The organism is Paenibacillus sp. FSL R5-0475 (genome assembly GCF_038004585.1).
Classification (GTDB): Bacteria; Bacillota; Bacilli; order Paenibacillales; family Paenibacillaceae; genus Paenibacillus_AQ.
The window spans coordinates 4,215,015-4,229,043 of sequence record NZ_JBBORK010000001.1 but is presented as its reverse complement, the minus strand read 5'-3'; the positions used below and the strand labels follow the sequence as shown (position 1 = coordinate 4,229,043).

10 protein-coding genes are annotated in these 14,029 nt (G+C 47.0%); 8 read left to right on the top strand and 2 right to left on the bottom strand.

The window, feature by feature from the left end; all coding sequences use genetic code 11:
* Nucleotides 1-27: 27 nt before the first annotated feature.
* The 5 genes from MKX41_RS18935 to MKX41_RS18915 all read left to right on the top strand — a co-directional run bounded on the left by MKX41_RS18935 (nucleotide 28) and on the right by MKX41_RS18915 (nucleotide 7,266).
* Nucleotides 28-1,842, top strand: a complete 1,815-nt coding sequence (locus tag MKX41_RS18935) for a sensor histidine kinase (RefSeq protein ID WP_052404400.1) — start codon at nucleotides 28-30, stop codon at nucleotides 1,840-1,842.
* Entirely contained in the window at nucleotides 1,843-3,492 is a 1,650-nt protein-coding gene (locus tag MKX41_RS18930) for a response regulator (protein WP_340972622.1), read from the top strand.
* 71 nt (nucleotides 3,493-3,563) lie between these two features.
* Nucleotides 3,564-5,255 (top strand): glycoside hydrolase family 13 protein, encoded by a 1,692-nt coding sequence (locus MKX41_RS18925; RefSeq protein ID WP_042191334.1) that lies wholly within the window; start codon nucleotides 3,564-3,566, stop codon nucleotides 5,253-5,255.
* 154 nt (nucleotides 5,256-5,409) lie between these two features.
* A complete protein-coding gene (locus MKX41_RS18920; protein ID WP_076286049.1) occupies nucleotides 5,410-6,144 on the top strand; it encodes a class I SAM-dependent methyltransferase in 735 nt (244 codons plus the stop codon).
* Between the two features lie 39 nt (nucleotides 6,145-6,183).
* Nucleotides 6,184-7,266, top strand: a complete 1,083-nt coding sequence (locus tag MKX41_RS18915; RefSeq protein WP_340972618.1) for an MBL fold metallo-hydrolase — start codon at nucleotides 6,184-6,186, stop codon at nucleotides 7,264-7,266.
* A gap of 777 nt (nucleotides 7,267-8,043) precedes the next feature.
* Here MKX41_RS18915 and MKX41_RS18910 read toward each other — a convergent pair.
* On the bottom strand, nucleotides 8,044-8,652 hold the full coding sequence (locus MKX41_RS18910; protein ID WP_339243346.1) for a phosphatidylglycerophosphatase A family protein: 609 nt from the start codon (nucleotides 8,650-8,652) through the stop codon (nucleotides 8,044-8,046).
* Nucleotides 8,653-8,924: 272 nt separating this feature from the next.
* On the opposite strand from MKX41_RS18910, the gene MKX41_RS18905 reads away from it, so the two are divergent.
* From MKX41_RS18905 to MKX41_RS18895, 3 genes are all read left to right on the top strand, one after another.
* Nucleotides 8,925-10,049: a GerMN domain-containing protein gene (locus tag MKX41_RS18905; RefSeq protein WP_339248666.1), complete on the top strand. Its 1,125-nt coding sequence runs from the start codon at nucleotides 8,925-8,927 to the stop codon at nucleotides 10,047-10,049.
* 164 nt (nucleotides 10,050-10,213) lie between these two features.
* Nucleotides 10,214-10,972, top strand: a complete 759-nt coding sequence (gene rph, locus MKX41_RS18900) for a ribonuclease PH (RefSeq protein ID WP_340972616.1) — start codon at nucleotides 10,214-10,216, stop codon at nucleotides 10,970-10,972.
* 1 nt (nucleotide 10,973) lies between these two features.
* Complete coding sequence (locus tag MKX41_RS18895) at nucleotides 10,974-11,615, top strand: XTP/dITP diphosphatase (RefSeq protein ID WP_340972614.1); 642 nt, start codon at nucleotides 10,974-10,976, stop codon at nucleotides 11,613-11,615.
* Between the two features lie 118 nt (nucleotides 11,616-11,733).
* Here the strand turns inward: MKX41_RS18895 and MKX41_RS18890 are convergent, their stop codons facing one another.
* The gene (locus tag MKX41_RS18890) at nucleotides 11,734-13,974 is read right to left on the bottom strand and encodes a glycosyl hydrolase family 18 protein (RefSeq protein ID WP_340972612.1); all 2,241 of its coding nucleotides are present in this window, start codon (nucleotides 13,972-13,974) and stop codon (nucleotides 11,734-11,736) included.
* Between the last annotated feature and the right edge of the window lie 55 nt (nucleotides 13,975-14,029).

The following is a 14,029-nucleotide window of genomic DNA, read 5'->3' as shown; positions in this document are numbered from 1 at the left end:
TTTCTATTATATAAGAAGGTGGTTCTCATGAATCGAAACTTTCGCTTAGTCAGCCGTTATCGCCATCTTCCGCTCCAATTTAAGCTGTTGTTATGGTTCGTCCCCCTGCTTCTGGTGACCATATTCGCAATGGGCTGGAACTCGTATCAGATCTCTTCACAGCAGGTGGTGGAGAAAATGAAACAGTCGCAGGATCATCTTACCAAAAAAACAGCAGAGCAGATCGATGAGATGGTGCGAGGCATGATATCTTTTTCGAATACACTCTTTCTGGATGAAAGTGTGCAGCGGCTCTTAGCATCGTCTGAAGCACAAAAGGAACGTAATTCTGTATTTAAGACCGTTACCAATCTTATGGTTGCAGGCAATTCAATTCAATCGCTGATTCTGTATTCTTTAGACGATAACAATGGAGCAGAGCCTTTTGCTGCGAATCAGGCAGGATTGACGACAGGTATGAAGTACTCAGATTTTATCAAAACCTCGTATTATAAAGAAGCTATTAAAGCAGCAGGTAGCCCAACCTTTGGACTCTCCAGGCCGACTGACGGCATTTTTGTAGGCGATCATTATCATAAGATTGTGCTTTCCAGAATCATCATGAATATTTACACCTTAAAGCCGGCAGGACTCGCTGTGATCGGTGTGGATGCAGGGAAGATTGGGAGCCAATATCTGGACAATGCTGAAGATGATGTAGATATGTTCGTAATTGATCGGGATGGGCTGATTATTACGGCTTCGAATCCGAGCTGGATTGGCAAAAGAGATCTGGAACTTCCGTATTTTGCGGACAGCGACCCTAAGCTGACTGTGAAAAAAAGGCTGGAATCTACAGCGGATCATAAACAGTGGATTGTGTCACATCTGCAGTCGGAGACGACAGGCTGGTATGTGGTGGTGGCTCATTCCAAGCGGCAGCTTGTTAAAGAGCTCGGTCAAATTTTACAGGTCACGATGACGATTGCTGTTCTGTGTTTAGTAGTTAGCCTAATGGTTACCTGGCTGGCAGCTGCTGCTATCACGAAACCACTGAAGAAGCTTTCCCGTTCGATGCGCAGACTGCAGACAGGTGATTTCACGCAGCGGGTATTTTTTGAAGGAAATGACGAGATCGGCTTACTCGGGCATGGTTATAATCTAATGGTGCAGCGGATTAAATCGCTCATCAATGATGTATACGCCTCAAGAATGAAGCAACAGGAAGCAGAGTTGAAAACGCTTCAAGCCCAAATCAGGCCTCACTTTTTATATAACACGTTAAATACAATCTGTTGGGAAGCTGAGAAGAAGGGGGATAAAGAAATTGCTGATATGGTGTATTCTCTCTCTCAAGTGTTCCGACTGAGCTTAAATGATGGACGGGATACGTTTACTTTGGAGCAGGAAGTAGAGCTGGTGACCAATTACTTGTTCCTGCAGAAAAATCGCTTTAAGGAGCGTTTTGAATTCGAAATTTCTCTGGATGAGAGTATCAAGGATTTCACAGTACCAAAGCTGCTGCTGCAGCCACTAGCCGAGAACGCAGTGATTCACGGGATTGAGCCGCTGTCTGGAAGTGGGCTGATATCCGTTCGAGCTTACCGTATAGAGAAGACTATTGTGCTTGAGGTACAGGATAATGGTGCAGGGATCACGGCAGATAGGCTTCTAGAGCTACATCAACGTTTAGCGAGGGGAAATTCTTTACCTGAGGAAGACAATGTTGGACGCACAGGATTTGCGCTCATGAATGTGCAGGAACGACTGGCCTTATTTTTTACAGGAGCCTCTTTACAACTAGAGAGTGTGGAAGGGGCAGGCACACGTATTATTATTCATATCACTGTGGAGGGGCCATAAATGATGAAGCTGCTGATTGCTGAAGACGAAGATACGATCCGTGAGGGCATTGTGAATATGATTGATTGGAAGTCACATCAGATTGAGGTCATGGGTGAGGCGGGGAACGGAAGTGAAGCGCTGGCTTTGATGGAGAATGAACAGCCCGATCTTTTGTTAACGGATATTCGTATGCCACAAATGGGTGGTCTCGAGCTGATTGAAGTCGCACGGCGTAGAGGTTACGGCTTCCGGTCGATTATTTTATCGGGGTATAACGAGTTCTCTTATGCGAAGCAAGCGATCTCCCTGGGTGTTGTTGATTATGTGCTGAAGCCATGCCGACCTGAGGAAATTCTGAAGACGGTACTGAAGGCCAAGGAACTTATTGAAAGACAACGGAATCAGGAGGATGAACAGCTTAAAAGAGATCGTTCTTGGCATAAAAATGCACCGCTTGTCAAAAGCCAGGTTCTGTCTCAATGGATTTATCATCCCCCGGTTCCGCTAGAACGGCGACAGGAGCTGATCGGCGAGTTATCTATGGCGATTGGCTTTGAAGGACCACAAATTGGTCTGGTCAGTTTTGATTTTGACCCACCCTCTGCTACAGGAACAGGACAGGATTTTGTACTTCTACGTTACGCAGCGTTAAATATTATTAGTGAGACCTTGTCTCCTATCTATAGAGGAAAAATAGAGACTTTTCATGATGGCAATAACTTGCTATGGATTGGCAGCGGATTAGCCGGAACCGATTCTCGCAAGCCTTACCGAGCACCCCTCCAATTGAAAGAGCAGATTGAGAAGCTGCAGAGTAATTTGGAGAAATATCTCAAACTGTCGATCAGTATTGCCGTTGGCTCCTGTCGTTCGGATATTTCTGAAGCGCATCTGTCGTATAAAGAAGCCCTTCAGGCGATGGAATCGCGATTTTTGAACGGAAAAGGCGGTGTCTATTACTATACAGAAGGAACAGGAGTAATAGGTGGCGCTCCACAGGAAATCGGGATTTTAGATGATTCTGAATTAAATGTGCTGGAGGATGAAATGCTTGTGGCGGTGGGGGCTGGGAGCAATGAGCTCGCACTCGATCTGCTGGAGAAATGGCTGGAACGTTTTCGTAGCAATCCGGGATGTCTTAAGCAAGAAGTGAATATTCGGGCAACTGCTTTTGTAGTTCGATTAAAGAGACTGGCGCAGGAAAAACAAGTCGCTGGCTTCGAATGGAAGCAGCATTTGGTCAATTGGATGGAGCAGGCTCCACAGATAGAGACGTTGGAAGAATTGTCTACGATTTTGAATAAGGTCATGCAGAATGTGGTGGAGGCTTTTTCTAAACATCGTCCACTCCATCGCACAGTAGTCACTGCTATGGAGATCATCCGCAATAAATACAATACCAATCTGACACTAGAGTATGTCGCGAAAGAAGCCTATGTTTCTAATACTTATTTAAGCTCACTTTTCCGTCAGGAGCTTGGTGTGAATTTTCTCGATTACTTGCACCAATACCGGGTAGAAGAAGCGAAAAAGCTGCTCCGCCAAAATCTAAAGATGTACGCCGTTGCAAAATTGGTAGGGTACGGTGAAGAGCGTCACTTCAGTGCTACTTTTAAAAAATGGACTGGACTTACACCTTCACAATATCAAAAGGGATTAGGGAAGTAGGGGGGATTTGTTATCTACTAGGCTCTGTGTGGTTAAACTCTACATATAGCTAAATAGGAGGTAACCGAGTTATGAACCCCAAATGGTGGAAAGAAAGCGTCGTGTATCAGATTTATCCGATCAGCTTCATGGACAGTAACGGAGATGGAATCGGAGACTTGCAAGGTATTATATCCAGACTGGATTATCTACAGGACCTAGGTGTAGATGTGATCTGGGTCTGTCCTATTTATAAATCACCTAACCATGATAACGGGTATGATATCAGTGATTACTGTGACATTATGAAGGAATTCGGTACGATGGATGATTTTGACCGGTTGCTCAGGGAGTTGCACGCACGTGGAATGAAGCTGATGATGGATTTGGTTTTGAACCACACGTCACATGAGCATCCTTGGTTTGTAGAATCAAGGTCGTCGAAGGACAATCCTAAACGGGACTATTATATTTGGCGAAAAGGTAAAAATGGCGGCCCCCCGAACAACTGGGAGTCTTATTTCAGTGGCTCGGTATGGGAGCTTGATCCGCGGACGGATGAATATTATCTACATCTCTACTCCAAATACCAGCCCGATCTGAACTGGGAGAATCCTGTGGTCATTGATAAACTGCATGAAATGGTGGAGTGGTGGCTGAAGAAGGGTGTGGATGGATTTCGTTTTGATGCGATTGCACATATCGTGAAGACGAAAGGGTATCCAGATGCAGACAACCCGAACGGAACACCTACGGTAAGGGCCTACGGTATGTTCTCCAATCTGGAGGATGTGCATACCTTGCTACAGAATCTATACGATAAGGTGTTATATTTCTACGATATTATGACGGTAGGAGAGACTTCGGGACTCGGACCAGAGCAGGCGCTGGATTATGTAGGTGACGGACGCCGGGAGCTGAATATGACTTTTCAGTTTGAGCATATGTTTCTGGATGCCGCTTCGCCGGGTAGTGGGAAATGGGATGTGGTTCCCTGGAGTCTACTTGAACTGAAAAAGATCATGAGTAGCTGGCAGACAGTTTTACATGAGAGAGGATGGAATGCGAACTATTTATGTAACCATGATCAGCCGCGTTCGGTGTCTCGGTTCGGGAACGATCTCTTTTACCGGATTCCTTCGGCAAAAATGCTTGCGACCTTTATTCATATGCTGGAAGGCACACCTTATATTTATCAAGGAGAAGAAATCGGCATGACGAATGTCTGTTTCGATTCCATTGATGAATACCGGGATGTGGAGACACTTAATTATTATGAAGAAAAGCGAAAAAACGGTGTTCCAGAAGAGCAGATTATGTCTGCGATTCATCATAAAAGCCGGGACAATGCCCGTACCCCTATGCAATGGGACGATGGACATGCAGGTGGCTTTACAACAGGAACACCCTGGATTGAAGTGAATTCCAACCATATGGAGATTAACGCTGGCAATGCGGTTAAAGATCCGGATTCTATCTACAACTACTATAAACAGCTGATAGCGTTAAGAAAAAAATACAAGGTGATCGTGTACGGATCATATGAGCTACTGCTTGCAGAGCATACTGAGATTTATGCGTATTCCCGAACTTTAGAGGATCAACGATTGTTGGTTATTTTGAATTTTTTTGATAGAGAGCCTGAATTCGAATGGCCAGCGGGGTTCGATCCCGATCAGCTGGAGTTATTAATCAGTAATTACCCGGAGTCAAAAGATCAGGATATTCGTTCTTTCAAGCTTCGTCCTTATGAAGCAAGGGTATATTTGCAGCAGCGTGTGTAAAGGAAGTTTCAATAAGAGTTGTCATTAAAGCCCAAGAGGTCAAGATGATGACTCTTCTTTGAGTTTGTCAGCAAAAGACTGTACAATGGCGATACATTAGCATACATGAAGTGGAGTTGCGGGATGACGCCTGTAGGAGGAGAGGAGAGACAACATGACTGAATGGTATGAAAAGAGCTTCGGAGAGGATTACCTGATCGTGTATAAGCACCGGGATTTCGGTGGAGCACGTAAAGAAGTAGATCAGATGATCGCCTGGCTGAGACTGCCCCCAGGTTCGAAAGTGCTGGATTTATGTTGTGGGATGGGACGTCATTCTCTGGCACTTGCGAAGGAAGGGTACGAGGTTACCGGAGTGGATTTGTCGGAGGTCTTGCTGCGTGAAGCTCGGTCTCAAGTCGGGGCGGAGAAGGTAACCTGGATCCGTTCCGACATGCGCGATTTACCACTAGATGGAGGATTCGATGCCGTAGTTAATCTGTTCACTTCTTTTGGTTATTTTGAAAAAGATGAGGAGCAAGTAAAGGTTCTGCGTGAAATCTATCGTCTGCTGAAGCCAGGTGGCAAGTTCGTTATTGATTTTTTGAATCCTGCGCATGTGATTCGTCATCTGGTGCCGCATTCTACGCGTGAGGACGGAGAGAATTTGATAGATGAGTCACGCCGGATTGAGGATGGTTATGTGAAGAAAGACATCATTCTAACCACTAAGAATGACCCTACGCCTCGTCAATATCATGAGCGTGTGAAGCTTTATTCACTGGAGGAGTTCAAGGAAATGATTGAGAAAGCGGGCTTGCAGCTCGAAGCTGTACATGGCAGCTATGAAGATGAGGTTTATGATGCAGAAAGGTCCACGCGGATGATCTTTGGTGGAACACGTCCCTAAATGGTTTCCGGAAAAAGATTTAAAGGTGGTGAACGCTCCATGTCTAAGGCAGAGCTTACTTCATGGGACAAGAACATTCTCCAAGTCTCGGTACCCATGGACTCGCCTCTTCGTCAAGTGAACAGCTATATCCTCTCGGATGAAGATGGTAGAGTAACTATTATCGATCCGGGCCCGCGCAGCCCGGATACAGAGAATTGCTGGCTCGGGATTTTGCAGGAGCTGGACTTGTCGTGGATGGATATACGGGATATCGTCGTTACGCATCACCATCCCGATCATTACGGATTAGCCGGCTGGCTGCAGTCGCAGAGTGGTTGTAAGGTGTGGATGACGGAGCGCGCCCATGCGGAGGCAAGGTTGATGTGGGGCTTGGGCACTGTTGAAGATCTGGGGAATGACGTGGATGAAGATCCAGGTGAAGATACGGGAAATGGCGTAGACAATGATGTAGGCATAAATGAGATCTTACCGGATTATTTCATCCGGCATGGGATGACGGAGCAGTGGTCGAACGGGATTAAAGCCCACTTGGAAAGCTTTAATTCCCAAGTGGAGCCGCAGCCTGCCGTTTCTTATTTCAATGTAGCGGAGCCCTTCAAGATGGGCGGCCGTGAATGGCAGCTCATTATTACCGGCGGACATGCACCGGGGCATGTGAGCCTGTATCATGCTGACAGCGGGCTTATGATCTGTGGGGACGCTGTGCTCCCGCAGATCTCGCCCAATGTCAGCCTGCTGCCAGGCAGCGATCCACAGCCGCTGCAGACGTTCCTTCAGGGGCTGCGGGAACTGGGCAGCTACCCGGTCAGCATGGCGTTCCCGGGTCATCGCGAGCCCTTCGCTGGCTTCGCGCACCGGGTAAACAGCCTGCTCGCTCATCATGAGGAGCGGCTGGATACAGCGGCGGCGCTGCTCACCAGCGGTCCGCTCAGCGGATTCGCGGTGTGCGAATTCCTGTTTCGCAGCCGAGTAACGACTGTTCATCAGATGCGCTTTGCGATGAGTGAGACCCTGGCGCATTTGGCGGAATTAGTGCGCCGGGGACGGGCAGTCATGCTGGAGGCAGACGGCGGTTATTTATTCGCCGCAGCTGAAAGTGTTGGAGAACATATTAGCTAGAGAGTATCTTGCAAGATCGAAGTGAAGTAGATGAGTATAAAGTTTAAGAGCAGTCCTGATTGTGGGGACTGCTCTTTTTGTATTTGAGTAACCTTGTTCCTCCTTCCCTCTTTCCATCCTTCGATCGCTTCCATATTCATGCGTTAGCGTATGTATTCGGACTCAGATGACGCTATTCGTCGATTTTGGGGCTTTTGAGGTTAGTATCGGATCGGAAAGGCGTTATTACTAGTGTAGAGTAGTGGTTTTGGTCATTTTTGAGTGAGTAGAGTCTCTGGAGTCTGAAAGTGTTCAAATTAAGGGTGATTTGTGAGTATAGCGTCTCCTGAGTCCGACAACGTGGGCAAAACGCTTTAAAAGTCGTGCAACTAAATGATGTATGTCGTGCAGCTAAATATTGGTAGTAATTATAGGCAATTTCACCCTATAATTTTGGGTTTAATGATTTTAGAGCTGTTTATAGGGAATTTCTCCTTATAATTCTACTGATTTGGCTATAAATTGAGATTTTCATAGAGATTATAGGGAAGAATTCCGTATAATCTCTATATTTGAGCCAAAATCATTATTTTATAGGGAGGATTTCCCTATAGCAACCCCCCTGTAGAACCCCACCGTAGAACCCCCACTGTAGAACCCCCACTGTAGAACCCCTCGCCAACTACCCACAAAAAAGCGATTGTCTCAGCAGCCCGCAGGGCTGTGAAACAATCGCTTTTTCCTCAGAGTTTCATATAGTCGATCTGAAACTCATTATTCTGGTGTACCTAAAACTCCTCACTCCGGAGTTTCATCATATTCCTTAAGTTTCCTAGCGGCTTCTTCGCGATCCTCTGGTGTGTGAGGCAGATCCAGCTCAATTTCGCGCTCCGCTTGCTTGCGGTGTGCGATTCGGCTACTGGCTGCCGCCGCCACGGCTCCAACGATGTCGTCGAGATAGGTGTGGATTTGTCCGGTACTTTTGTCATTTAGCCTTTGAAGAACGCCTGGCTTCAGCTTGTCCACATAGCCATAGTTGGTAAATCCGATACTGCCGTATACGTTCACGATAGAGAAGGCAAGAATCTCATCTACGCCGTACAATCCCTCATCATTTTCGATCATATCTTGAAGTGGGGAGAACAGCTTGCCCTCTTCTGCCAGTACATCTAATTGAATGCCTGTTAGTACAGCATTTTGTACTTCTCGCTTGCTAAGCACCATCTCTACATTATGGATACATTCATCCATCGTTAAATTCGGATAGTATTTCTGTTGCAGGAACATAACGAGTTCCGCGATTTCTTCCAGGGTTACTCCACGCTTGTTCAGCCAGAATTTGGTCGCATCTGCGACGGCCTTGCTGTTCAGACTGTACGGAATTTTTTCGATTTTGTCATCAGCCATGTTCAGTCACCTCGTTGTTTAGTAAGTCATTTCATTACAGCAAACGTTAGTATGATGTTAAGGACTGTTGTTACCTCAGATTGTACGTTCACTGGAAGTATTTGTCCAGCGAGGGAAGTTTCAGCGAACTGAAATCCAGGCCCTACTTGAGATGAAGAAGTAGTTCACAGGCTTTTCCAACAATTTAGGATAAGCTGTTGTTATTTTTTGGACAAAGGTCTCGTATACATAGCAGTACAAATGATATCTAACCTTGAAAGGGGTAATAAATGATGAAACCTATGCAACAAATCCGCGGAATCTCCGCAGTATGCTTACTCGCAGTTCCACTGGCACTGTCCGGCTGTGGGCTGTTTGGTTCAGAATCGGCATCGATTGATGCTCCGCCACCAGAGGTTGAAGCACAAATGTTACAGACTAGTGGAAATACTACGTTGGATTCAGGTGTATTCGGTCCTGTGACACAGGATGATACACAGACAGCGGTTAAAGGCAGCACCAAAACTTCACAGGGCAATGCTTCTGGAGACCGGACAACTGTATTTTTGGAAGATGGTAATGGATTACTCGCTCCTGTATCCCTAAGCTTGCCAAAGAGCAAAGATTCCAGCGCACTCAAAAACTCGTTAATGGCATTAGTGAGCAAGGGAGAATATGCCTCATCAGTGCCTGAAGGCTTCCTAGGCGTTCTTCCAGCTGGAACGGAAGTTCAAAATATTACGGTAGATAAGAAGTCGAATTTAGCTGTCGTGGAATTTAATAAAGAATTCAATAACTATGATCCTTTAGAGGAACGTAAAATCCTCGAAGCTATCACTTGGACGCTGACCGGTCAAGATGACATTAAAAGTGTACAGCTCTGGGTAGATGGTAAAAAGCTCACAGAGATGCCGCTTCAAGGAACTCCGCTGGATCGTCCATTAACCCGCACAATGGGCATAAACTTGCCGAAGCAAGGTCCACTTCTGATGAACTCCAGTGCGGTTACTGTTTATTTTTCCACAACATCTCCTGACGGTATCCAATATTATGTACCTGTAACCCGCTTTGTACCCGCCGGACAAGAACAGCTGACTGCTGCTTTGAACGAATTGATTGCAGGTCCTGAATCCGGAAATGGTCTGGAAATGGTCATGACACAGGGGACGATACTTGATTCCGTTGATGCTGGGCAGAACGGTGTAGTTACCGTGTCCTTGACGGATGATATGTTCACAGATGGTAAAGGTGTACCCGCTGAAATGCTGGAATCGGTCGTACTGACGGTTGCGCAAAATTCGGATGATTCTCTGGTACAAATTCGCTTGAACGGCAAGGAATCGATTACGGATACAGATAATGTGGACTACAGCAAACCTGTTTCCGCACCTGAATATTTGAATGAGATCCCGTTATAGAATGACCCTGTAAGGTTTAAAAGATGCTTTTGTGCCTCCTCTTTGGTAGAATAAAAGTTGCTCAAAAAGACGTTACGTCCCAAGCATTGTGCTACTCGGTATTTATGACGGGGCAATGGGACTCACGCTAAACTTTTAGCTATACGATGTAGGAGGCAGAAAAGATGAGATCAAACGGGCGAAACGACGACCAATTACGGCCGCTGATAATAACAACCCAAACGAATAAATATGCTGAGGGCTCCGTGATCATTGAAATGGGAGATACCAAAGTCATTTGTACGGCTACTGTGGAGGAAAAAGTGCCTCCATTTCTTAAAGGGCAAGGAAAAGGCTGGGTAACCGCTGAATATTCGATGCTTCCTCGGGCAACTCAATCCCGTAATCAGCGTGAAGCTGCGCGTGGTAAGCTTACCGGACGGACTATGGAGATCCAACGGCTGATCGGACGAGCGCTTCGTTCCGTAGTGAATTTACAAGCGTTAGGCGAGCGTAGTATTACGCTGGATTGTGATGTGATTCAGGCGGATGGTGGTACGCGGACCGCTTCGATTACAGGTGCTTTTGTTGCTATGGCATTTGCTATTAACAAAATTGCACTTCAGCACAAGTTGCCTGTGTTTCCTATAACAGATTTCTTGGGAGCAATCAGTGTCGGTGTTGTAGGGGATAAAACGCTGCTCGATTTGAATTATGAAGAAGATTCCAAAGCAAAAGTAGATATGAATGTTGTTATGACTGGCGGCGGTGCCTTTGTTGAACTTCAAGGGACTGGCGAAGAAAGACCGTTCACTCGTCAAGAGTTGGATCTTTTGCTGGGTCTAGGTGAGAAGGGAATCTATGAACTGATTGCTGCGCAGAAAGAAGCGCTTGGAGCGATTGCTCTTAAAATCCCTTCCGGCCAGCCGGGCCAAGAGGTGTAGCATGAAGTCTGACGGCGGTATTCTTATTGTTGCGACGAAGAATAAGGGGAAAGTACGCGAATTCGAGCATGCTTTTGCCCCGCTAGGGCTGACAGTGAAAAGTATGTACGACTATCCGGATCTGCCCGATGTGGTGGAAGACGGAGCCACTTTTGCCGAGAACGCCTTTAAAAAATCCAAAGCCGTAGGTGACGCCCTTGGAATCCCGGTACTCGCCGATGATTCGGGTCTTTGCGTAGACGCTTTGGATGGCCAACCGGGTGTGTACTCTGCACGTTATGCAGGGGAAAATGCAGGAGATGAAGAGAACAATCTGAAGCTGCTTAGCGAACTTGAGAAGCTAAAACAGGGCGAGGATACCGGACAGCCTTTGCTAAGTACAGCTCGGTTTGTCTGTACATTGTCCTTATACGATCCAAGCACAGGACGGGAGTTAACTGCTGAAGGTGCAGTGGAGGGATGGATCACATCCGAACCTGCTGGTGGTGGAGGCTTCGGCTACGATCCGTTGTTTTACTTGGCGGAATATGAAAAAACAATGGCCGAGCTAACGCTCGAAGAGAAGCAGCGGATTAGCCACCGAGGAACTGCGCTAAGGTCGCTGACTGAGAAGCTAGCTGCTGCTAACGACTTGAATTCCTAATCTAAGCGCTCCATGCGGTCGCATGAGAGATAAAATAAAGAGCTTGCAAATCCAAGATACATATCTTGGTTTGCAAGCTTCTTTTGGTTTATTAGGTGAAACTTATCATATTAATGGATTAGTTCAGCTTCCAGAGTGCAGGTGTTGCTGTCGGTTCCCAGCCCAGAAGTGAAGTGTGGGGCTGCAGACATGTATACGTTAACCCGTTGTAGCTAACCTTATCACCCGCTTTGTATGCTACACCTGCTGCCCAGGCAGATATTCCCGGACTCGGTGTTGCAGTTGGCGTTGGTGTTACGGTTGGTGTTGAAGTAGGTACTGTAGTTGGTGTCGGCGTTGGTGCAACGGTTGGCGTTGGAGTAGGTGCTATAGTTGGTGTCGGCGTTGGTGCAACGGTTGGTGTTGGAGTAGGTGCTATGGTTGCAGTCGGCGTCGGTGTTACGGTGGGCTTCGGTGTTGGCGTTGCGGTTGGCGTCGCCGTTGGTGTTGCTGTCGGTGTCGGTGTCGGTGTCGGTGTCGGTGTCGCTGTTGGAGTAGGTGTAGGCGTTGGAGTGATGCCTCCATACAGTTTGTCGTATTCCTGCTGGGACGAGCTTCCGTTCAGCGTAATTCGCTGCGGACCTCCCGAGAAATTCAGCTTCATCATGCCCGGAACTTCCAATGTGGCTCCGTTTGCAATCGTTTGGGATGCCGTTCCGGTAATACGATAGCGGTTAAAGTCCCAAGCCGTCGAGATTTGCTCTACAGTTCCAGCTCCCCATGCAGAAGTAAGGGTTGTTGTTGTCGGTAGATCGAATTCCAGCTTCCAGCCACCGGAGATATCCGCGCCTGTGTTATTCGTTATTTTCAGGGAGTAGGTATAATTCGGATGATCGTAAGCGCCACTGAAGCTAAGACTGAAGTTCGTAGGTGCAGGTAGTTGTGGCTTCGGAGTTCCACCTGGCAGAGAGGCTGTCTTAAGCTGGTCATAGGCAAAATCGGTCAACGAGTTGCCGTACGTAAAGGTGCCATCACTCTTTTCAGAGTAGTCGCCGGTCAGTTCCCAGAACATCATCCCTCCCAAGCCTTTTTGCTTGATATAATCCAGTTTGTAGCCCAGTGACTCCTTATCTTCATACGTAAGAAAGACCTTCTTGTCTGCGTTAAACAAGTATGGAGTTTTGGTAACGGGATCGAAATAACGTTTGTTCGCTGGATCTTTGAGCAGATTCAGCACATGCCAGATTGGATTTGCGCCAGCCGGCTGCTCTGGTGCAGGATCATTCCAGATTCCGTATACGCCGTCGGCTCCACCTCCGGTTGTAGGAGCTGTACCATAAAGACCGGTGTTGTTGATGCCTCCATTTACATTCTTCCAGCCACGTGAGTAATAAGGAACTCCGATGACTATTTTTTCCGGAGGAAGCGTACCCAAATAGTATCGAACGGCCCAGTCGGTATTCAGAACCGGAGTGCCCAGCGCAGCTGTTTCAGTATCACGAGAATCCGGGTACAGGGCGGAATGCGGCCCAACATATCCATTCCAAGCGCCGTGGAAATCATAGGTCATAAGGTTCGCCCAGTCCAAATACTGGTTAGCTTCCCCAAGCTTCATTCCGCCCAGAATCCAAGAGGAGGCGGTTGCGGCAATGGTTAGGTCATATTTCTGATTGTCCTGTGCGCCTGCCTGATCCAGCTTTTCACGAAGCTTTTTCATGAGGAGAACATAGTTGTTGTAATTCACTGTGCGCAGCGGCTCAGCCACACCGAAGTCATTCGGGTTACCGGATTGACCAGTACCAGATGGGTACTCCCAATCAATGTCCACACCGTTGAATTGGTAGGTACGTAGAAAATCTACAACACTGTTGGCAAAGGTCTCGCGGCCAGTTTCCGAATTGGCCATGTTATAAAAACCACCAGAACCCGACCAACCACCAACCGAAATCAGGGTGCGGACATCGGGATATAACTGCTTATACTTTACGAGTTGATTAAAATGTCCTTTATACGGCAAATTAGTTAATTGGTCAGGGTAGTCTTTTTCGATAGCTGCTGTACGGTCCATCAGATCAATCTTGTTCGTTTGAGGGTTTACCTTGGCGAACGCATAGTTAATGTGAGTGATTTTGCCCCACGGTATTTTGTCGACAGTATAAAATCCTTTGTTCTCCTGATCTCCCCACTCCGGGAAGTAAGCTACAATTTTACGCGGATGATCTGCAGCCGGAGCTGGAGCAGTAGGCGTCGTCCCTGCTGCTAAGGCTACTTGCGACGATCCACCTGCACTTGTGTAAAGTGGAAGCAGAATGATGGCGCTCATTAAGGCCGCAATGTAGCGTGCGGATTTACTTCGCCTATTACGTGTACTTATATTCATTTAACATTCCTCCAAAAGGGATAATATGACTGTGGGAGTAGACAGGAACGGTGAT

Coding starts and splice junctions, on each gene's coding strand:
- MKX41_RS18935 (WP_052404400.1), top strand. CDS start 28: ATGAATCGAAACTTTCGCTTAGTCAGCCGTTATCGCCATCTTCCGCTC.
- MKX41_RS18930 (WP_340972622.1), top strand. CDS start 1,843: ATGATGAAGCTGCTGATTGCTGAAGACGAAGATACGATCCGTGAGGGC.
- MKX41_RS18925 (WP_042191334.1), top strand. CDS start 3,564: ATGAACCCCAAATGGTGGAAAGAAAGCGTCGTGTATCAGATTTATCCG.
- MKX41_RS18920 (WP_076286049.1), top strand. CDS start 5,410: ATGACTGAATGGTATGAAAAGAGCTTCGGAGAGGATTACCTGATCGTG.
- MKX41_RS18915 (WP_340972618.1), top strand. CDS start 6,184: ATGTCTAAGGCAGAGCTTACTTCATGGGACAAGAACATTCTCCAAGTC.
- MKX41_RS18910 (WP_339243346.1), bottom strand. CDS start 8,652: ATGGCTGATGACAAAATCGAAAAAATTCCGTACAGTCTGAACAGCAAG.
- MKX41_RS18905 (WP_339248666.1), top strand. CDS start 8,925: ATGAAACCTATGCAACAAATCCGCGGAATCTCCGCAGTATGCTTACTC.
- rph (WP_340972616.1), top strand. CDS start 10,214: ATGAGATCAAACGGGCGAAACGACGACCAATTACGGCCGCTGATAATA.
- MKX41_RS18895 (WP_340972614.1), top strand. CDS start 10,974: ATGAAGTCTGACGGCGGTATTCTTATTGTTGCGACGAAGAATAAGGGG.
- MKX41_RS18890 (WP_340972612.1), bottom strand. CDS start 13,974: ATGAATATAAGTACACGTAATAGGCGAAGTAAATCCGCACGCTACATT.